Genomic DNA, 19,113 nt, shown 5'->3' with positions numbered 1-19,113 from the left:
CGTCGTCAGGCTTGCGGGCGATGCTGCTCGATATGGGCCGAGAGCGCGCGCAGGCTGGCGAAGATCTGTTTGTTGTCGGGATTGTCCGAGCGCAGCTGGAAGCCGTAGTGCTTCGACACCGCCAGGGCGATTTCCAGGGCGTCGATCGAGTCCAGGCCCAGGTCGCCACCGAACAGGGGCGCTTCCGGATCCATGTCCGCAGGCGCGACATCCTCGAGATTTAGATTTTCGACGATCAGTGCGGCCAGCTCGCGCTCGGCCTCGGTTTGCTTGCTCATGCTCGGTTTCCCACTCCCCCAAGAGACTGCCCGCTCCCGGTGCAGCGGGCGCGGAGTGTACCATAGGACACTTTGCCGACTGCTGGAAATGCCGCTGCGCCGGCACGGCCCCGAAGGACCCTGCATGAACCAAGCAAGCTCGCCGATCCGAACCACCGCCCATGTCCGCCCCCGCGTGTCCTATCGCCCGGCCGACACGGCGCGGGCCTTGCTGCAGGCATCGGGCACGCTGGCTCTGTTCGATTTCGGCGCCGCCGCGACCAGCGACGATCCGCGCTGGCTGCATGTCCCGCTGCATGCCCCCGGCGCCCAGCCCGCGCCGCTGGAACTCTGGCAGGTCGATGCCGCCGTCGAATACGGCCGCGAAGGCGACGTGCAGTGGTCCTGCGGCGGAGGCTGGCTGTTCGCCGCGCTGACCATCGACGAACGCGATCACGGCGGCCCGCAACCCGCCGCCGAGCACGCCTACACGCAGCTGTGCGCATTCCTGGAAACGCGCCCGCAGCGGCACGTGCAGCGTCTGTGGAACTACCTGGCGCAGATCAACGAAGGCGAAGGCGACGCCGAGCGCTACAAGCAATTCTGCGCCGGCCGCCTGCAGGGCATGCGCGATTTCTTCCAGCAGGGCTTCCCCGCAGCCACGGCGATCGGCCATCGTTCGGACAGACCGCTGCTGCAGGTCTACTGCCTGGCTGCCGCGGAACCCGGCGAGCGCGTGGAGAACCCGCGCCAGATGAGCGCCTGGCGCTATCCCCGCCAGTACGGACCGACGCCGCCCAGCTTCGCCCGCGCGATGCGCCTGCAGGGCGATACGTCACTGGCGATTTCCGGCACCGCGTCCATCACCGGACACGCCTCGCAGCATCACGGAGACCTCGAGGCGCAGCTGACCGAAACGCTGACCAACCTGCGTACGCTGCTGCGCCACAGTGCGCTGCCGGAATGTTTCGGCCAGAACGACCCGCTCAAGATCTACGTGCGTCATGCCGAGGACGCGGAGGCTGTCGAGGACTTCCTGCAGCGCCACGTCCCCGATGCACCGCACCTGCTGCTGCTCGGCGACGTCTGCCGCCGCGAACTGCTGGTCGAGATCGACGGCTGGCGCTTTGCGTGATGATCGAAAACCGGGAAGCTTCCTGAAACCGCAATCCTGGCGAAGCCGGGCAAGCGCCTGACACACAGCACATCCACGAGATGGGACCGAGGGGCGAACCCAGCGCCCAGCGGCTTTCATCGCGACCAGGGACGACTCTCCGGCTTCCCAGGAGTCCGATACGGAATGACTCGGAAATCGGGCCGAACAGCCCCGCGTTCGCCTATTCGCTGGGCTTCTTCGTCGGACGCTTCCAGCCCTTCAGCGTGACCTGACGGGCGCGCGCGACAGTGAGTTGCCCGTCCGGCGCGTCACTGCCGATGACCGAACCGGCGCCGATGGTCGCCTGCGCACCGATGGTCACGGGCGCGACCAGCGCCGCGTTGGAACCGATGAATGCACCGTCGCCGATCCGGGTCAGGTGCTTGTTCACGCCGTCGTAATTGCAGGTGATGGTGCCGGCGCCGATATTCACGCCCGCGCCGATCTCGGCATCGCCGAGATAGGTGAGATGGTTGGCCTTGCTGCCCCGCCCCAAATGGGCTTTCTTCATCTCCACGAAATTGCCGACATGCGCGTCGGCAGCGAGCCGTGCGCCAGGACGCAGGCGCGCATACGGGCCGATGGTGCAGGCTCCCTCGGTTGCCGCGCCTTCCAGGTCGCAGTGCGCGCGCACCTCGGTGCCTGCCGCCAACTCGACATCGCGCAGCCGGCAGAACGGCCCGATGCGCACGCCGTCGCCCAGCGTCACCTCGCCTTCGAGGATCACGTCGACATCGATCTCCACGTCGCGCCCGACCGTGATGTTCCCGCGCGCATCGAAACGCGCCGGATCGGCAATACGCACGCCGGCTTCGGCCAGCTCGCGCGCGCGACGCTGCCGGTATTGCGCCTCCAGTTCGGCCAGCTGCCAGGGATTGTTCGCTCCCGCCGCTTCGCGTGCATCCGCCAGCCGCACGCACAGCGCGGGATCGCCGTCCGCGGCGGACAGGCCGAACACGTCGGTCAGATAGTACTCGCTCTGCGCGTTGGCATTGCCCAGCTGCGCCACCCATGCGCGCAGCGGCGTGGCGTCCGCGGCGATGATGCCGGTGTTGGTCAGACGCACCGCACGCTGCTCCGGCGTGGCGTCCTTTTCCTCGACAATGGCTTCCACGCGCTGCTGCGCATCCAGCATCACGCGGCCGTAGCCGGTCGGATCCGGCTGTTCCGCCGCCAGCACGGCCAGCGGCGCGTCGGCTTCAGCCAGCGCGCGCAGCGAATCCGCACGCAGCAGCGGCACGTCCCCGTACAGCACCAGCACGCGGGCGTCGTCGGGGACATTCTCCATCGCCAGACGCACAGCATGCCCGGTGCCCAACTGTTCGGCCTGCTCGACCCAGACCAGTCCCGCCCGCTCCGCGAACGCTTTGCGCACCTGCTCTCCGTGATGACCATGCACGACATGCACGCACGCCGGCGCGAGTTCCTGCGCGGCATCCAGCACATGCGCCAGCAGCGGACGGCCGGCCAGCGGCAGCAGCACCTTGGCGGTGGACGATTTCATGCGCTTGCCTTCGCCGGCGGCAAGCACGATGACATGGAGGGAGGTGGTCATGGCAATCGGTTCCCACAAATCTCAGGGCGCCACTTTGCCGTAAAGCTGGGAGTTTGCCTACCCGAGCCACCGTAGAAACGCAGGTGCAACGAATCGAAGAATATACGGAAAACATGAAGCAAGCATTATCGATACGACACAATTCCCGCACATGGAGCACCAATAAAGAATGCGCTACCGGATTATCTATTCGCCCCTATATATAACCCGTAAAAAGCCAAAGCAAAGAGGCCGCGCAAACACGCGACCCCTCGCTCGATCGGCACGATTATTTTGCGCTTGCGTGGTCGCGCCGACGGTCCTTGGCGCGCGTTGCAAGCGCGTGATCCTTGGCAGCCGGCTTGTCTTTCGCGCTCAGCGGCGGCGGACAGGTTGGATTGTTGCAGGTCCAGCAAGTCGTGCTGCTGCCACCGCTTGCAATACAGAATTGGTACTGCTCATTGCACATTTGACAGGTCTGCATGGCGCTTGCCGTGGTCGTGAACCCCATCATCACGAATGCGATGGCAAGCGCACCGGAGAAACCCAAACAACCCATTAGCCCTGACTTTTTCATGCCGAATCTCCTTATCCAAATCATCCAAAAATAAACTATTCGAATCAATCATTGCCCAAATATCAGAGGGTCTTTTGAAGGTACGCCCGGCAAATATTTTATGTCAAGGCCGATATAACAACGTTGTGAGAATCTACTCACAGATCGTGACCAGACAACGCATCGCGACGTCCATGATCATCTGGCTGGAATTGCAAACGGGACATTCAGGCTTTGTCGGAAACCCGGTGATTTGCTGCGGCGCGGTGCACGCCAGCGATGGCCCGGCCGGACGGATCGGCGTTGCCCGCGAACGCCTGCGACCAGCGGTACGCCGTCGGCGTCGAGCAGGCGATACTCGGGCCGCCCGGCACGGTGCGCGCGGCGGCGTCGCCGGGATAGTGCTGCTCGAACAGCACGCGATAGAAATAGGCTTCCTTGCTTTCCGGCGGATTCACCGCGAAGCGCTGCGAGGCCAGCAACATCTGCGCGCCGCTGACCTGCGCGGCGGCGTAGTCCTTGAGCGCGTCGATCCAGCCATAGCCGACGCCGTCGGAGAACTGTTCTTTCTGACGCCACAGGATGGCCTCCGGCAGTAGTCCTTTGCCGGCCTCGCGCAGAATGTGCTTCTCGATGCGTCCGTCCGCCGGACGCTTGGCCGAAGGCGCGGTCCGCATCGCGGCATCGAGGAAATCGCGGTCCAGGAACGGCACGCGTGCCTCCACACCCCAGGCCGCCATCGCCTTGTTCGCGCGCAGGCAGTCATATTGATGCAGCGCGTCGAGCTTGCGCACCAGCTCCTCGTGAAACTCGCGATCGTTCGGCGCCATGTGGAAATACAGGTAGCCGCCGAAGAGTTCGTCCGCACCCTCGCCCGACAGCACCATCTTGATGCCCATCGCCCGGATGCGTCGCGCCAGCAGATACATGGGCGTGGACGCGCGGATGGTGGTGACGTCGTAGGTCTCGATGTGGCGAATGACGTCGGACAGCGCGTCCAGGCCCTCCTGCACGGTGAAGTGGAACTCGTGGTGCACGCTGTCGATGGCCTTGGCCACAGTCTGCGCGGCGGCGAGATCCGGCGAGCCCTCCAGACCGATGGAGAAGGTGTGCAGCCGCGGCCACCAGGCGGCACTGCGGTCGTCGTCTTCAGTGCGGCGCGCGGCGTAGCGCGCGGTGATCGCGGCGATCAGCGAGGAATCCAGTCCGCCCGACAGCAGCACGCCGTAAGGCACGTCGCTCATCATGTGGCCGTGCACGGAACGTTCCAGCGCGGCGCGCAGCGCGGGCGCATTGGCCGGACCGTTCTCCACCGTCTCGTAGGCGCGCCACGACGGCTGATAGTAGCGCTGTGGCGCATCCATGTCCGAGGTTTGCACGCAGCCGGGCGGGAACACCTCGACGCTGACGCAGACTCCGCTCAGCGCTTTCATCTCCGAAGCCACGTACAGTCGGCCGCGGGCGTCACGACCGGTGTACAGCGGAACGATGCCGATCGGATCGCGCGCGATGAGCCAGCGACCGCGCGCCCGATCCCACAGCACGAACGCGAACATGCCTTGCAGGCGACCGACGAAATCGGCGCCGTGCGCGCGGTAGAGCGGCAGGATCACCTCGCAGTCCGAATCGGTGCGGAAGGGATAGTCGGGAAAATCCACGCGCAGCGCGCGGTGATTGTAGATCTCGCCGTTGACCGCCAGCACCTGCTGCTCGTCGCCGGCCAGCAGCGGCTGCGCGCCGTGGATCAGATCGACGATGGCCAGACGCTCGTGCGCCAGGATGGCGTGCGCGTCGGCGTAGACGCCGCTCCAGTCCGGACCGCGATGACGCAGACTGCGCGCTTGCTCCAACAACGCCGGACGCAACGCGCTGACGTCGCCGGACGGATCCAGTACCGCCACAAAACCACACATATCGGTTCTCCCTCGCGAACCGCCATGCTCGCACGCGCCTGCCGCGAACGGATATGAACTTTGGTCAGATGTCGGCCCATCCATATGGCCGACTCATGGCGTTCATGCCACAGATACGTGGCTCGGCGTACGGTGGAACGCATGTCTCGACGGCACGACCCCGTCCCCGATGCCACCGACCGTCCCGCACGGTTCGCGCAATTGCTGCGCCAAGGTGCGGGGTTCGGCGCTGTGGGCGGCCTGCAACTGCTGCTGGACTGGGGCGTGATGATCGCGCTCAGTGCCGCCGGTCTGCCGCTTCCCGCTGCCAACGTGGCCGGACGCGCAGCAGGGGCCTGCCTGGGCTTCTGGGCCAACCGGCACATCACCTTCCAGGGCCACGAGCACGCCCCCATGCCGCAGCTCGTTCGTTTTCTGGTGCTATGGTCCGTACTGACCGTGGTCAGCACTCTGTCCCTCATCCTGGTCGCCCAACACGGCAGTCTCGCCGGCGCCTGGGCACTGAAACCGCTCATCGAGGCCAGCCTGGCTGTCGTCAGCTTCTTCAGTTGCCGACAGTGGGTCTATCGCTGAGTCGCTCGATACCCTGCGTGCGCGGTGGTGCCCCGGCGCTGACCACAGGCTTGCCGTCGCGAATCTCGAACTGGAAGCGATAGCGCTGACTGAATGGCTTGGCGGCGGCCGTTTCACGGTGGGAGTTGCCCTGCGCATCCTCGACCCAGGTGGCAATACGCAATGGCGTGAACCGCCATTGCATCGCCGCGGCGCGGACCGCGGCATCGAATTCCCGCTGTTCGGGATCGTCGCTGGCTTCCGACGCGATGCGCACGTCCTCGACGCGCCCCTCCGCATCGACGATCAGCAACGCCGAAACCTGGACCGGCGGCAACTTGCGCGCCACCAGAGATGCCGGATAGACCGGAGCCGGATTATCCGGGCGTTGCGCCGGTGCCACGGTCGTCTGCCCGGAAGACAGCGTGTAGTGCTTCAGATGCTTATCGACCACGGCTTCGTAACGCACCTGACCGTGCGCAGCCGGTTTCTGCGGCAGCGGTCGCGGCTGGGAAGTACTGCACGCCGCCAGCACCGAGGCCACCCCCAACATCGCCCCCATCGAATAGATCACATTCATTCGTTCTCCCCTTCACCCTGCCCGCGGCATTGTCGACACCCGCAGGATGCCCCAGATATAGCATTCAATCCTCACTCCAAAAACCCGTTCCGTGCTCCCAATCATGAATCCATCGATGGCGCCCCCTGCCTATATCTTATGGTCTATGTCCTATGCACGATTCTGACGTGAAATTCATGTTCGGCTAACTTTCGATCTGGGATAGTGGCGAAGTCAGCGCAAGTCAGATGATTGATTTGACTTAACATTTATCGAGACGCCTTCTATATGGGAGGGGACGTTCCCACACCGGGTTCCGCACACCGGAACTGGTCGAACGTCATAGACCGTGTACCGATCGCTGACCGTGACCTCCGCCCGGCCCTGACCGGCGTGCAGGTTCTCGTAGGGACGAACTTTCATCACGTGCCCGGAAAGGCACTTCCAGCTCACGACGTCGCGTTGTCGCGACGCCGACGCTGCCGTTCGGCCCGCGGCGGACCGCCGCGCGCCTTCCCGAATCGGGCCAGGACGGCCCACCCAAGCTCGAAGGTCTATCGATCATGCATTCCGCACTACCGAGAAAAACATTTCTACCCTTCCTGGCCAGCGCTGCCCTGCTCGCGTTCTGCAGCCTGTTCGCTACTTCCGCCAGCGCCGCGCCCGTGCCGCTGAAGACGCCGATCTACGGCGTGACGCTCGACACCATGTCGCATTTCCACAAGACGCTCGTGTCGCTGGAAAACCTGCCATACAAGCCCACCGTCCGCGTGGTGTTCGACATGGGCACGCCTGCCTCCGACTATCGCCGCAAGCTGGTCAAGCTGCACAAGCACGCCTACGTGATGGGCGAAGTGATGGATTCGTACTACTTCCCGACCGACCTGGCGACCTACAAGGCGCGCACCCAGGAGCTGGTCAACGAACTCGGCGATGTCGTCGACGTGTGGGAAATCGCCAATGAGATCAACGGCGAATGGCTGCGCGCCAATCCGAACGGCAGCAACGCCACCGTCAACGCCGAAGAGGCCGAAATCGGCCAGATGGTCGACGCCGCCAACACCATCGTCAAGAACGCCGGTGGCAAGACCGCCATCACGCTGTACTACAACGACGATGGCAAGGGCACCAACTGCTGGGAGAAGCCGGTCGACGACTGGCACACCTGGCCGGCCTCGTTCCTGTCCGCCACAGTGCGCAACCAGGCCGACTATGCCTTCTTCAGCTACTACCCGTACAAGGACTGCCCCAACCTGAACCCGTCGTGGAACACCGATTTCGACACCCTGGGCAACCTGTTCCCGAATGCCAAGCTGGGCTTCGGCGAGATGGGCACTTCGCAGAAGAAGGCCGCCTGGTCGATCCAGTCGAATCTGCTGACGACGTACTACACGATGCTCGGCAAGATCCAGAATCCGCGCTACGTCGGCGGCGTGTTCTGGTGGTACTACGCCGAGGAGATGGTGCCGTACACCGGCAAGTACTGGCAGCTGCTGGACCAGACCATCTCGACGCTACCGGCGCCGCAGTAAACCACTGCTCCGGTCAGTAACCCCTCGGAAAAGCCCCTTCTCGGGGCTTTTCCTTTTTCCGTGCGGCACGAATTCGCTTCTTCTCCGCACGCGCACTAGCATGAGTGGCCTGCGCACATTGTGCCGATGCTGACCGGAGGCGCCTCATGAAACGTCTGTTGATTGTTCTCGTCGCCGTGGTTCTCGGTGTCCTGATACTCGGCGCTGGAGCGCTGCTGCTGGTCGACGCCAATCACTTCCGCCCGCAGATCCAGGCCTCGCTCAGCCAGGCGATGGGGCGCAAAGTGACGCTGGGCAAGCTGCATGTCTCGGTGCTGTCCGGCTCGCTCGACGCCGACGACATCACCATCGGCGACGATCCCGCCTTCGGCAAGCAGCCGTTCGTCAGTGCGAAATCGCTGGCCGTGGGTGTGCGCCTGTGGCCGCTGATCGTCCATCGCGACCTCCACATCACTTCGCTGACGCTGGACCGCCCCTACGTGCACCTGCGCGAGAACCGCGCAGGGCGATGGAATTTCGCCAGCCTCGGTGCCGGCGATGCCTCGCCGCCGAAAGACACCGCTACCTCCGACAGCGTGCCGGCGTTGCGCGTGGACAGCCTGCGCATCCGCGACGGCCGCATCGAACTGATTCGCGCCGTTGGCGACTCGCGCACCTACAGTCACGTCCAGCTTAGCGCCGACCGCATTGCCACTGACGCCGCCTTTCCGTTCTCGATGCGCGCCGACATCGCCGGTGGCGGAACGCTGCAACTGGACGGCGATCTCGGCCCCTGGAACGCCGGCAACGCAGCGCAGACGCCGCTCAAGGCGCACCTGGTCATGAAACAACTCGACCTGGTCGCCGCCGGTATCATGAGCAAGAGCGATGGCGTCGGCGGCATCCTCGACCTCGACACGCAGATCGCCTCGCGCCAGGGCGTGCTGCATTCGAAAGGCCGCATCGACGCCCGCAAGCTGCAGCTGGTCGCGTCCGGATCACCCGCCCCACGTCCGATCCGCCTCGACTACGAAGCGAACTACAAACTCGCCGGCGGAACCGGCACCATCAGCAACACGACGCTCGGCACGGGCAAGGCCCGACTCGCCCTGGACGGCCGCTTCGACAGCCGCGGCAAGGTCATGCAAGTCAATCTGCGCATGCGCGGCAGCAAACTGCCCATCGATGACCTGCAACCGCTGCTACCGGCTTTCGGCGTCGTGCTGCCGAAGGATTCGCGTCTGAGTGGCGGCACGCTGAACCTGGATCTGCGTGTGCGCGGCCCGATCGACGCCCTGGTCATCAGCGGCCCGGTCCGCGCCGACAACACGCGTCTGGCCGGCTACAGCCTTGGCCGCAAGCTCGGCGGTGCGCTGTCGCTGGCCGGCATCAATGCACCACAGGACACGGTGATCGAGCAGGCTGAAGCCAGCCTGGTGATTGCCCCGAGCGGCATTCGCGCCGACCCGGCCAAGGCCACGATCCAGGGGCTGGGCAATATGGCCGGGAAAGGTCGCATGGCAGCCAGTGGCGCGCTCGATTTCGACATGCTGGTGAAGCTGGATCAGAACCTGGCCAGCAACGCCGCATCCGGCAAGCTGCTCAGCCAGTCGAAGGCCGGGCGTGTGCTCGGCGGCCTTCTCGGCGGCAGCAGCCAGAGTGGCATCGGTGTGCATGTCGGCGGCACCGCCAGCGACCCGAAGTTCCGGCTCGATCCCAGCGCCGTCGCCGGCCTGCTCCGCTCGGGTCTGGGAGGCGGCACGACGCAAGGCAGCAAGACATCCCCGCAGCCGGCCTCCAAACCAAGCACCAAGGATGTGCTCGACAATCTGCTGCGCGGCGCGCTGGACAAGCAGAAGGACGGCAAGAACCCATAACAGCCACCCGTTTGGTTGCCTCACCTCGGCAACCAAACGGACGATCTGCCTGCCTACATGCGTTCGCGCGCTGGCGCATCGCGATCGTCCTATACTGGTTTCCGCTGCCGCTTCGGCGCCGCGATCTGTCCCGAGCGGCCGCACTGCATCCATCGTGCGAGGTCCCGCCATGTACGCCTTCCGCATCGCTTTCGCTGCTGCGCTTCTGCTGATTTCCTCCGCTTCGCTCGCGTCGCCAACGCAGAACACACCGTCCGTGCAGGTCCGCTACGACGATCCGGCACACTTCACCGAAGCCCGCACGACACCGCCATCCGAACGTACCGGTGCCGACGATTACCTGGTCTCGCTCAAGCGCTACATCGAACACCGCGCCGCGCGCATACTCGCGCCTGGACAGCATCTGTCCATCGTCATCACGGATATCGACCGCGCCGGCTCCTTCGAACCGCGCATGAGCACCGCTGGCCACTGGATCCGCGTCATCCGACGCACCTATCCGCCCCGCATCGACCTCCGTTTCACGTTGACCGATACCAACGGCAAGGTATTGCGCGAGGGTACGCGCAAGCTGACCTCGCCCAATTTCATGACCCTCGTGAGCCCGACCGACACCGACAACCTGCGTTATGAGAAGCTGTTGATCGATCGCTGGCTGCGCAAGGGTACGCAGGGGCTCTGAGCCTCGCGCCGCTACTGTCGCTGCACACATGGCCAGATGCCATGTGCGCGGCATGGCGGTTCTCACGCAGATGGCATCCATGACGCGATCTTCGCGGAGCGCGTCATCATCGCTCAACAATCCGCGGGCATGCTCCAGGCACATTGCCGCTATGGAGAGACCGCATGAAATGCCTCGCATGGACCCTGCTAGGATGCCTCGCACTGGGCGCCGCCGCCCACGCCGCCGCGCCGCGATCGAACTACGTCATCCAGGACATCTACCACGTCAATCATCCCTATGCGGCACAATCGCCGCAGGAACTGGCGACCAAGATGCGGAAGATGAGCGCGGATCCGTTCGCCTTTTATCGCGGCACGGCCGACCTGTTCTATCGCGATGTCGCCTCGCACAGCTCGGCCTTCGTCAACACGGCAACCTCGCGCGTGTGGCTGGACGGCGATGCGCATCTGCAGAATTTCGGCGCGTTCCGCGACTCGCACGGCAACGACGTGTTCGCGCTCGACGATTTCGATGAAGGCTACTTCGGACCGTATGTCTGGGACGTGTGGCGCGAAGCCGTCGGCATCCAGCTTGCCGCCGAGCAGATGGGCATCGGCGCCAGCGACCGCGACGCCATCGTCGATACCTTCGTCGAGGCATATCTCGACAAGATGACCGACTTCAAGGGCAACGACGACGAATTGGACTACCGTCTGACAACCTCCGACACCAGCGGCGCCGTGAAGGACCTGATCCAAGCCGTCGGCGACGACACGCGTAGCCACCAGCTCGACAAGTACACCGAAATCGACAACGGCGCACGCCGTTTCCAGAACACTGCCAAGCTGGCTACCGTCGACAGCACGCGCTACGCGGCCATCGCGGCATCGATGACCGCCTACGTCGAGTCGATCCCGAGTTCGCGTCGCTATGCGAGCAGCTACTACACGGTCAAGGACATCCGCGCCAAGCTCGGCTCCGGCATCGGCAGCCTGGGACGCTATCGCTACTGGGTGCTGATCGAGGGACCGAGCAGCAGCAACGACGACGATGTGATTCTGGAGATGAAGCAGGCCGCGCCCAGCGACGTCGCCCTGGCCAATCCGGGCGGCATGCCCGGCAGCGCCTACGACAACCAGCAGGGCTACCGCGTCGTGCGCACGCTGAAGGCGCAGCTGACTCATGCCGACGTGCTCGCCGGCTACACCACCATCGGTGGCGATCCGTTCTTCGTGCACGAGAAGTCACCGTTCCAGGAAGACTTCGACTACACCCAGCTCACCAGCGTCGGCAAATGGGAGACCGCTGCTGAGTACATGGGCAAGGCACTGGCCAGCGCGCACGCGCTGTCCGACAAGGATTACGACGACACACTGATCCCGTACAGCGAGGACAAGGAAGTCGCCGATATCACCGACCACCACCACGACGCATTCCGCGCCGAAGTGCGCGCCTTCGCCGACGACTACGCGCAGCAGGTCAAGGACGACTACCAGTCATTCGTCGCTGCTTACGACAGCGGCGCCACGCTGTATTGATCGAGCATCCGGCCCCGCGGCGCTCCATCACGAAGCGCCACAAGGTCGAATCGGCCGCCAGGTCGCCGACGTGGTGAGTGTTTGGCATCCCACCCATGAAAAAACCGCCAGCTCCCTGCGGAGACTGGCGGTTTTCATTCGGCACCCGGCATTGAATCGCCGGCGCCGGGTCTTCAGTGCTTGAGGTTACGGCGCATGCGCTCCAGCGCCTGCAACTGCGCCATGGCCTCGGCCAGCTTGGCCTGCGCCTCGGCCACTTCCATGGCGTCGGTGCGGTCGGCCAGCGCCTTCTCGGCCTCTTCCTTGGCGGCCTGTGCCGCCGCCTCGTCGAGGTCGTCGGCGCGTGCGGCCGCATCGGCCAGCACCGTGACCACCTGCGGCTGCACCTCAAGGATGCCGCCAGAGACGTAGAACGACTGACGTTCGCCGTTTTCCTGGATCACTTCGACGTGCCCGGCCTTGAGACGGGTGATCAGCGGCGCATGACGCGGCGCGATACCCAGCTCGCCCTGCTCGCCGGTGGCGATCACCAGGGTCGCCTCGCCGTGAAAGATCTCGGCTTCGGCGCTGACGATGTCGCAACGGATGGTGGTCATCTAGCTTCTCCCGTGCGGGTTCAGGCCGCCTTCTTGGCGCCCATCTCCTCGCCCTTCTTGATCGCGTCTTCGATGCCGCCGACCATGTAGAAGGCCTGCTCGGGCAAGTAGTCCACCTCGCCCTCGACGATCATCTTGAAGCCGCGGATGGTCTCGCTCAGCGGCACGTACTTGCCCGGCGCGCCGGTGAAGACCTCGGCGACGTGGAACGGCTGGCTGAAGAAGCGCTCGCACTTACGAGCGCGGGCCACGACCTGCTTGTCCTCTTCGGACAGTTCGTCCATGCCCAGGATCGCGATGATGTCCTTGAGTTCCTTGTAGCGCTGCAGCGTGCCCTGCACCTTGCGGGCCACGTCGTAGTGCTCGCGACCGACGATGTTCGGGTCCAGCTGGCGGCTGGTGGAGTCCAGCGGATCCACGGCCGGGTAGATGCCCAGGCTGGCGATGCTGCGCGACAGCGTCACGGTGGAGTCCAGATGCGCGAAGGTGGTGGCCGGCGACGGATCGGTCAGATCGTCCGCAGGCACGTACACGGCCTGGATCGACGTGATCGAACCGGTCTTGGTCGAGGTGATGCGCTCCTGCAGGACGCCCATTTCCTCGGCCAGCGTCGGCTGGTAACCCACCGCCGACGGCATGCGGCCCAGCAGCGCGGACACCTCGGTACCGGCCAGCGTGTAGCGGTAGATGTTGTCGACGAAGAACAGCACGTCCTTGCCCTTGCCGGACTCGTCCTTCTGGTCGCGGAAGTACTCGGCCATGGTCAGACCGGTCAGCGCCACGCGCAGACGGTTGCCGGGCGGCTCGTTCATCTGGCCGTAGACCATCGCCACCTTGGAATCGGACAGGTTGTCCGGCTTGACCACGCCCGACTCGATCATCTCGTGATAGAAGTCGTTGCCTTCGCGGGTACGCTCACCCACACCGGCGAACACCGACAGACCCGAGTGCTCGGTGGCGATGTTGTTGATCAGCTCCAGCATGTTCACGGTCTTGCCCACACCGGCGCCGCCGAACAGGCCGACCTTGCCGCCCTTGGCGAACGGGCAGACCAGGTCGATGACCTTGATGCCGGTTTCCAGCAACTCGTTGGAAAGCGCCTGCTCGTCGTAGGCCGGGGCCTCGCGATGGATGACGTTGTGCGCTTCGGCGTCGATCGGACCGACTTCGTCGATCGGTCGGCCCAGCACGTCCATGATGCGGCCCAGCGTCGCCGAACCGACCGGCACCTTGATGCCTTCGCCGGTGTTGGTCGCGACCAGACCGCGCTTGAGGCCTTCGGTGGAACCCAGGGCGATGGCGCGCACGACGCCGTCGCCGAGCTGCTGCTGCACCTCGAGCGTGATTTCGGTGCCGTCGACCTTCAGCGCGTCGTACACGGTCGGCACCTGGTCACGCGGAAACTCCACGTCGACCACGGCGCCGATGATCTGAACAACTTTGCCCTGACTGCTCATCGTTGTGTCCTCGAAAACTCTCTGATAACTCGTAAATTTGCAGGAACGCCGCCCTGGCGCGTGTCGTGCACAGTCGCGGCTCCGGGCCGCTCCTGCAGGTGTCCTGAATCAGACGGCGGCCGCGCCACCGACGATTTCCGAAATTTCCTGGGTGATGGCGGCCTGACGGGCCTTGTTGTAGACCAGCGTCAGTTCGTCGATCACCTTGTTCGCGTTGTCGGATGCGCTCTTCATGGCGACCATGCGCGCGGCGTGCTCGCTGGCCAGGTTCTCCAGCGTGGCCTGATACACCAGCGACTCGACGTAACGGGTCAGCACATGCTCGAGTACGGCCTCGGCGTCCGGCTCGTAGAGGTAGTCCCAGTCGTGCTCGCGCTTGACGTCGATGGCCTGCACCGTGTCGCCTTCGCCCTCTTCCTGACGCGCCACAATTTCCTCGGCGGCCACCGGCAGCGGCAGCATCGCGTCCAGGCGCGGCTTCTGCACCATGGTGTTGAGGAAGTCGTTGTAGCCCAGGATCACGCGATCCAGCTTGCCCTCGGTGTAGGCATCCAGCATGACCTTGATCACGCCGATCAGCTGCTCCATGCGCGGACGCTCGCCCAGGTGCGTGGCCGTGCCCAGCAGGTTGATGGACGCGATGCGGCGGAAGAACTGCACCGCCTTCTGGCCGATCACGACCATGTCCACTTCCACTCCCTTGGCCTGCCACTCCTTGATTTCCATCAGGGTCTTGCGGAACAGGTTGGCGTTGAGTCCGCCGCACAGGCCGCGGTCGGTGGCGACGATGACGTAGCCCACGCGCTTGACCTGCTCGCGCTCGACCAGGAACGGATGACGCACTTCGGTGTTGGCCGCGGCCACGTGCGCGATCACGTTGCGCATGGCGTGCGCATACGGACGCGACGCCTTCATGCGGTCCTGCGCCTTGCGGATCTTGGAGGCCGAGACCATTTCCAGCGCACGCGTCACCTTGCGCATGTTCTGCGTGCTCTTGATCTTGGTTTTGATTTCGCGTCCGCTTGCCATCTTCTTCGCTCGCTGTTTTCGCTACACGTGCGTCGCGCCGCCGACGGTGATCGGCGGCGCGGGCGACTTACCAGCTGCCGGTCTTCTTGAACTCGTCCAAGGCGCTCTTGAAGGTCGCCTTGATTTCGTCGTTCCAGTTGCCGGTCTCGACGATCTGGTTCATCAGTTCCGCATGATTCTGATGCATGAAGGCGTGCAGCCCCTTCTCGAACGGCAACACCTTGTCGATGGCCAGGTCGTCCAGATAGCCCTCTTCGGCGGCGAACACCGAGACCGCCAGTTCGGCGATGGACAGCGGCGCGTACTGCGCCTGCTTCATCAACTCGGTCACGCGCTGGCCGCGCTCCAGCTGGGCGCGGGTGGCCGCGTCCAGATCGGAGGCGAACTGCGCGAAGGCCGCCAGCTCGCGGTACTGCGCCAGCGACAGCTTGATGCCGCCGGACAGCTTCTTGACGATCTTGGTCTGCGCCGAACCGCCCACACGCGACACCGAGATACCGGCGTTCACGGCCGGGCGGATGCCGGCGTTGAACAGGTCGGTCTCGAGGAAGATCTGGCCGTCGGTGATCGAGATCACGTTGGTCGGCACGAACGCGGACACGTCGCCGGCCTGGGTTTCGATGATCGGCAGCGCGGTCAGCGAACCGGTCTTGCCCTTGACCTCACCGTTGGTCTGCTGCTCGACGTACTCCTCGTTCACGCGCGCGGCGCGCTCGAGCAGACGGCTGTGCAGGTAGAACACGTCGCCCGGGTAGGCTTCGCGGCCCGGCGGGCGCTTCAGCAGCAGCGAGATCTGGCGGTAGGCCACGGCCTGCTTGGACAGATCGTCGTAGATGATCAGGGCGTCTTCGCCGCGATCGCGGAAGTATTCGCCCATGGCGCAACCGGAATACGGCGCGATGTACTGCAGCGCGGCCGATTCGGACGCCGAGGCCACCACCACGATGGTGTGCGCCAGCGCGTCGTTCTCTTCCAGCTTGCGCACCACGTTCGCGATCGAGCTGCGCTTCTGGCCGATGGCCACGTAGATGCACTTGATGCCGGTGTTCTTCTGATTGATGATCGCGTCGACAGCCAGGGCGGTCTTGCCGGTCTGGCGGTCGCCGATGATCAGCTCGCGCTGGCCGCGGCCGATCGGAATCATCGAGTCGACCGACTTGTAGCCGGTCTGCACCGGCTGGTCGACGCTCTTGCGCCAGATCACGCCGGGCGCGACCTTCTCGATCGGGCTGGTGCCCTTGGCGTCGATCGGACCCTTGTCGTCGATCGGGTTGCCCAGCGCGTCGACCACGCGGCCCAGCAGGTCCTCGCCGACCGGCACTTCGAGAATGCGGCCGGTGGTCTTGGCGGTGTCGCCTTCGCGCAGGTGCTGATAGTCACCCAGGACCACGGCGCCCACGGAGTCGCGCTCCAGGTTCAGGGCCAGCGCGTAGGTGTCGTTCGGCAGCTCGATCATCTCGCCCGACATCACGTCGGCCAGGCCGTGGATGCGCACGATGCCGTCGGACACGCTGATCAGCGTACCTTCGTTGCGGGCCTCGGCGTCGAGCTTGAACGACTCGATGCGGGTCTTGATCAGTTCGCTGATTTCAGAGGGGTTGAGCTGGGTTGCCATAGTTGTTTCCCGGCGATCTCGATGCTTTTAATGAGTCAGGGCGGAGGCCAGTCGCTGCAGGCGGCCGCGCGCGGAACCGTCGATCACCTGCTCGCCGGTGTCGATGATGATTCCGGCCAGAAGGGCCGGATCGACGTCGGCGGCGATGTCGATCTCGCGCTGATAGCGGCGCTTGAGCGAAGCCTTGAGCTGTTCGGTCTGCGCATCGTCCAGCGCCATGGCGCTGGTCACGCGGACCTTGAGGACCGATTCGGATTCACGCTTGAGTGCGTCGAACAGCGCCTGCACCTCGACCAGCAGATGCATGCGGCCATGCGCCGCCATCTCGGCGAGAAAACGCGCAAACAGTGCGTCTTCACCGATTTCGGCCGGCAGGTGCATGGCCACGAGCTGTGCATCCTCGACGCGCGGATCGCTGCACAGGGCGGCGATCCGCGGGTCCGAAGCCACGGCGGCGGCAAAGGCCAACGCCTGCGACCACTCGTTCAGCGTGCCTTTCTCCTGCGCCAGCTCGAAGGCGGCGCGGGCGTACGGACGGGCGAGCGTGAGCGCTTCCATCAGATTTCCGCCGCCAGCTGATCCAGCAGCGCCTTGTGCGTGCCGGCGTCGATTTCACGCTGCACAATCTTCTCGGCGCCCTTGACCGCCAGCGAACCGACCTGCTCGCGCAGTTCGACGCGGGCACGCTCGGCCATGGAGGCGATCTCCTCCTCGGCCATCGCCTTCTGGCGATTGATCTCGGTGACGGCGTCGGCACGGGCCTTGTCGAGGATCTGATTGGCCTGCTGCTGCGCCTTGTCGATGATCTCGGAAGCCTGCACGCGGGCCTTCTTGATCTCGTCGGCGACGCGGGCGTCGGCATCCTTCAGTTCGGCTCGCGCCTTCTCGGCGGCGGCCAGACCGTCGGCGATCTTCTTCTGCCGTTCTTCGATCGCATTGTTGATGTGCGGCCAGATGAACTGGACGCTGAACCAGATCAGGATGGCGAAAGCGATCATTTCGCCGATCAGGGTCGCGTTGAATTCCATCGCTCGCTACCTGTGGATAGGAAAAATCATGAACCTGCGCGCCGAGGCACACATGCGTACCGCACGACGTCGCAAGTTCGACGTCGTGCGGTTCAGGCCGTTACTTGGCGGCGCCCAGAGCGTGCATATGATCCAGAGCGCTGGTCACCATCGGGTTGGCGAACGCCAGCAGCATGGCCAGGGCCACACCGATCAGGAACGCGGCGTCGATCAGGCCGGCCAGCAGGAACATGGAACCCTGCAGCATGGGCTTGAGCTCCGGCTGGCGCGCGGCGGACTCGAGGAACTTCGAACCCATCACGCCGATGCCGATGCAGGCGCCCAGCGCGCCGAGGCCGATGATGAGACCGATACCGATGCCGGTGAGGCCTTCGATCTGGCCGAGAAGGTTGGCGATGTGCTCCATGATGTTCTCCTGAAGAAAAGCTTCGAGTAGTTAAGGGTTGAACGTAATGCTCAGTGGTGATCGTGGGCCATGGAGATGTACACCACGGTCAACACCATGAAAATGAACGCCTGGATCGAGATAATCAGGATGTGGAAGATGCCCCAGGCGGTGTAGCCGAGGATGCCGAAGCCGTACAGCAGCCAGCTGCCGGCACTGAACAGGCCGGCGATCAGCATGAACACCATCTCGCCGGCGTACATGTTGCCGAACAGTCGCATCGACAGGCTGACCGGCTTGGACAGCAGCTCGACGATGTTCAGCAGAATATTGAACGGGGCCAGCCAAGGGCCGAACGGCGCCGTGAACAGCTCCTTCATGTAGCCGCCGGCGCCCTTGGCCTTGAAGCTGTAGAAGACCACCAGCACCAGCACGGTGATGGACATGGCGAAGGTGACGTTGAGATCGGCGGTCGGCACGGCGCGGAAATGGCTGGCGCCGGTATGTTCCGCAATCCACGGCAGCAGGTCGACCGGCAGCAGATCCATGAAGTTCATCAGGAACACCCAGACGAAGATCGTCAGGGCCAGCGGACCGAGCACGCGGCGGTCACCATGGAACACGTCCTTGACCTGGCCGTCGACGAATTCCAGCACCAGCTCGACGAAGGCCTGCCCCTTGCCCGGGACACCCGGGGTGGCCTTGCGTGCCTTCATCCAGAACCACGCGCTGAACAGCACGCCGAGAACCAGCGAAACCAGGATCGAATCCATATGCACCGACCAGCTCCAGAAACCACCCTCACCGACGTGGGGAAGGTTCCAGAACTTCATGTGGTGCTGGATATATCCGGTGAATCCACCTTCGGGCGCATTCGCCAACATGT

At 64.4% G+C, this 19,113-nt stretch carries 19 protein-coding genes; 6 read left to right on the top strand and 13 right to left on the bottom strand.

Annotated elements, in window-relative coordinates; all coding sequences use genetic code 11:
- Positions 1–5: 5 nt before the first annotated feature.
- Positions 6–278, bottom strand: a complete 273-nt coding sequence (locus HF690_RS12965) for a phosphopantetheine-binding protein (RefSeq protein WP_113065693.1) — start codon at positions 276–278, stop codon at positions 6–8.
- A gap of 124 nt (positions 279–402) precedes the next feature.
- Here HF690_RS12965 and HF690_RS12960 point away from each other — a divergent pair, with 124 nt between their 5' ends.
- Positions 403–1,392 carry a chorismate transformation FkbO/Hyg5 family protein gene (locus HF690_RS12960; protein ID WP_168609741.1) on the top strand — a complete coding sequence of 330 codons (990 nt, stop codon included), beginning with the start codon at positions 403–405 and terminating at the stop codon, positions 1,390–1,392.
- Positions 1,393–1,594: 202 nt separating this feature from the next.
- On the opposite strand, the gene glmU is transcribed toward HF690_RS12960, so the two are convergent.
- The 3 genes from glmU to asnB all read right to left on the bottom strand — a co-directional run bounded on the left by glmU (position 1,595) and on the right by asnB (position 5,416).
- On the bottom strand, positions 1,595–2,968 hold the full coding sequence (gene glmU / locus HF690_RS12955; RefSeq protein ID WP_168609740.1) for a bifunctional UDP-N-acetylglucosamine diphosphorylase/glucosamine-1-phosphate N-acetyltransferase GlmU: 1,374 nt from the start codon (positions 2,966–2,968) through the stop codon (positions 1,595–1,597).
- Between the two features lie 268 nt (positions 2,969–3,236).
- Entirely contained in the window at positions 3,237–3,524 is a 288-nt protein-coding gene (locus HF690_RS12950; RefSeq protein ID WP_168609739.1) for a hypothetical protein, read from the bottom strand.
- Positions 3,525–3,730: 206 nt separating this feature from the next.
- On the bottom strand, positions 3,731–5,416 hold the full coding sequence (gene asnB, locus HF690_RS12945; protein ID WP_168609738.1) for an asparagine synthase B: 1,686 nt from the start codon (positions 5,414–5,416) through the stop codon (positions 3,731–3,733).
- A 141-nt stretch (positions 5,417–5,557) separates the two neighbouring features.
- On the opposite strand from asnB, the gene HF690_RS12940 reads away from it, so the two are divergent.
- Positions 5,558–5,989: a GtrA family protein gene (locus tag HF690_RS12940; RefSeq protein WP_113065805.1), complete on the top strand. Its 432-nt coding sequence runs from the start codon at positions 5,558–5,560 to the stop codon at positions 5,987–5,989.
- Here HF690_RS12940 and HF690_RS12935 read toward each other — a convergent pair.
- A complete protein-coding gene (locus tag HF690_RS12935) occupies positions 5,961–6,548 on the bottom strand; it encodes a TonB family protein (RefSeq protein WP_113065691.1) in 588 nt (195 codons plus the stop codon). The genes HF690_RS12940 and HF690_RS12935 overlap by 29 nt on opposite strands.
- 542 nt (positions 6,549–7,090) lie before the next feature.
- Here HF690_RS12935 and HF690_RS12930 point away from each other — a divergent pair.
- From HF690_RS12930 to HF690_RS12915, 4 genes are all read left to right on the top strand, one after another.
- The gene (locus HF690_RS12930) at positions 7,091–8,059 is read left to right on the top strand and encodes a hypothetical protein (RefSeq protein ID WP_205300839.1); all 969 of its coding nucleotides are present in this window, start codon (positions 7,091–7,093) and stop codon (positions 8,057–8,059) included.
- A 104-nt stretch (positions 8,060–8,163) separates the two neighbouring features.
- Positions 8,164–9,915 (top strand): AsmA family protein, encoded by a 1,752-nt coding sequence (locus HF690_RS12925; protein WP_460930369.1) that lies wholly within the window; start codon positions 8,164–8,166, stop codon positions 9,913–9,915.
- 169 nt (positions 9,916–10,084) lie between these two features.
- The gene (locus tag HF690_RS12920) at positions 10,085–10,597 is read left to right on the top strand and encodes a DUF3016 domain-containing protein (protein WP_168184736.1); all 513 of its coding nucleotides are present in this window, start codon (positions 10,085–10,087) and stop codon (positions 10,595–10,597) included.
- A 164-nt stretch (positions 10,598–10,761) separates the two neighbouring features.
- A complete protein-coding gene (locus HF690_RS12915) occupies positions 10,762–12,117 on the top strand; it encodes a DUF2252 domain-containing protein (RefSeq protein WP_168609736.1) in 1,356 nt (451 codons plus the stop codon).
- A gap of 173 nt (positions 12,118–12,290) precedes the next feature.
- Here the strand turns inward: HF690_RS12915 and HF690_RS12910 are convergent, their stop codons facing one another.
- From HF690_RS12910 to atpB, 8 genes are all read right to left on the bottom strand, one after another.
- Positions 12,291–12,713 (bottom strand): F0F1 ATP synthase subunit epsilon, encoded by a 423-nt coding sequence (locus HF690_RS12910; protein ID WP_113065687.1) that lies wholly within the window; start codon positions 12,711–12,713, stop codon positions 12,291–12,293.
- A 20-nt stretch (positions 12,714–12,733) separates the two neighbouring features.
- Positions 12,734–14,170, bottom strand: coding sequence for a F0F1 ATP synthase subunit beta (atpD, locus tag HF690_RS12905; RefSeq protein ID WP_168609735.1), 1,437 nt, complete (start codon positions 14,168–14,170; stop codon positions 12,734–12,736).
- A 108-nt stretch (positions 14,171–14,278) separates the two neighbouring features.
- The gene (gene atpG / locus HF690_RS12900) at positions 14,279–15,151 is read right to left on the bottom strand and encodes a F0F1 ATP synthase subunit gamma (RefSeq protein WP_425495914.1); all 873 of its coding nucleotides are present in this window, start codon (positions 15,149–15,151) and stop codon (positions 14,279–14,281) included.
- Between the two features lie 115 nt (positions 15,152–15,266).
- Positions 15,267–16,814, bottom strand: a complete 1,548-nt coding sequence (gene atpA / locus HF690_RS12895) for a F0F1 ATP synthase subunit alpha (protein WP_168609733.1) — start codon at positions 16,812–16,814, stop codon at positions 15,267–15,269.
- A 27-nt stretch (positions 16,815–16,841) separates the two neighbouring features.
- A complete protein-coding gene (locus HF690_RS12890) occupies positions 16,842–17,375 on the bottom strand; it encodes a F0F1 ATP synthase subunit delta (protein ID WP_113065683.1) in 534 nt (177 codons plus the stop codon).
- Positions 17,372–17,842: a F0F1 ATP synthase subunit B gene (locus HF690_RS12885; RefSeq protein WP_113065682.1), complete on the bottom strand. Its 471-nt coding sequence runs from the start codon at positions 17,840–17,842 to the stop codon at positions 17,372–17,374. Before HF690_RS12885 ends, HF690_RS12890 begins: the two co-directional genes overlap by 4 nt.
- Positions 17,843–17,942: 100 nt before the next feature.
- Complete coding sequence (gene atpE, locus HF690_RS12880) at positions 17,943–18,248, bottom strand: F0F1 ATP synthase subunit C (RefSeq protein WP_113065681.1); 306 nt, start codon at positions 18,246–18,248, stop codon at positions 17,943–17,945.
- 50 nt (positions 18,249–18,298) lie between these two features.
- Positions 18,299–19,108 carry a F0F1 ATP synthase subunit A gene (gene atpB / locus HF690_RS12875; RefSeq protein ID WP_168609814.1) on the bottom strand — a complete coding sequence of 270 codons (810 nt, stop codon included), beginning with the start codon at positions 19,106–19,108 and terminating at the stop codon, positions 18,299–18,301.
- Between the last annotated feature and the right edge of the window lie 5 nt (positions 19,109–19,113).

This window comes from Oleiagrimonas citrea, assembly GCF_012395255.1.
Taxonomy (GTDB): Bacteria; Pseudomonadota; Gammaproteobacteria; order Xanthomonadales; family Rhodanobacteraceae; genus Oleiagrimonas; species Oleiagrimonas citrea.
Note: the sequence above shows the minus strand (reverse complement) of the source record. Positions and strands in the feature narration are given on the sequence as shown.

What these genes read in the sequence shown, in the direction of transcription:
- HF690_RS12965 (WP_113065693.1), bottom strand. Translation starts at nt 278, where the DNA reads ATGAGCAAGCAAACCGAGGCCGAGCGCGAGCTGGCCGCACTGATCGTC.
- HF690_RS12960 (WP_168609741.1), top strand. Translation starts at nt 403, where the DNA reads ATGAACCAAGCAAGCTCGCCGATCCGAACCACCGCCCATGTCCGCCCC.
- glmU (WP_168609740.1), bottom strand. Translation starts at nt 2,968, where the DNA reads ATGACCACCTCCCTCCATGTCATCGTGCTTGCCGCCGGCGAAGGCAAG.
- HF690_RS12950 (WP_168609739.1), bottom strand. Translation starts at nt 3,524, where the DNA reads ATGAAAAAGTCAGGGCTAATGGGTTGTTTGGGTTTCTCCGGTGCGCTT.
- asnB (WP_168609738.1), bottom strand. Translation starts at nt 5,416, where the DNA reads ATGTGTGGTTTTGTGGCGGTACTGGATCCGTCCGGCGACGTCAGCGCG.
- HF690_RS12940 (WP_113065805.1), top strand. Translation starts at nt 5,558, where the DNA reads ATGTCTCGACGGCACGACCCCGTCCCCGATGCCACCGACCGTCCCGCA.
- HF690_RS12935 (WP_113065691.1), bottom strand. Translation starts at nt 6,548, where the DNA reads ATGAATGTGATCTATTCGATGGGGGCGATGTTGGGGGTGGCCTCGGTG.
- HF690_RS12930 (WP_205300839.1), top strand. Translation starts at nt 7,091, where the DNA reads ATGCATTCCGCACTACCGAGAAAAACATTTCTACCCTTCCTGGCCAGC.
- HF690_RS12920 (WP_168184736.1), top strand. Translation starts at nt 10,085, where the DNA reads ATGTACGCCTTCCGCATCGCTTTCGCTGCTGCGCTTCTGCTGATTTCC.
- HF690_RS12915 (WP_168609736.1), top strand. Translation starts at nt 10,762, where the DNA reads ATGAAATGCCTCGCATGGACCCTGCTAGGATGCCTCGCACTGGGCGCC.
- HF690_RS12910 (WP_113065687.1), bottom strand. Translation starts at nt 12,713, where the DNA reads ATGACCACCATCCGTTGCGACATCGTCAGCGCCGAAGCCGAGATCTTT.
- atpD (WP_168609735.1), bottom strand. Translation starts at nt 14,170, where the DNA reads ATGAGCAGTCAGGGCAAAGTTGTTCAGATCATCGGCGCCGTGGTCGAC.
- atpG (WP_425495914.1), bottom strand. Translation starts at nt 15,151, where the DNA reads ATGCGCAAGGTGACGCGTGCGCTGGAAATGGTCTCGGCCTCCAAGATC.
- atpA (WP_168609733.1), bottom strand. Translation starts at nt 16,814, where the DNA reads ATGGCAACCCAGCTCAACCCCTCTGAAATCAGCGAACTGATCAAGACC.
- HF690_RS12885 (WP_113065682.1), bottom strand. Translation starts at nt 17,842, where the DNA reads ATGGAATTCAACGCGACCCTGATCGGCGAAATGATCGCTTTCGCCATC.
- atpE (WP_113065681.1), bottom strand. Translation starts at nt 18,248, where the DNA reads ATGGAGCACATCGCCAACCTTCTCGGCCAGATCGAAGGCCTCACCGGC.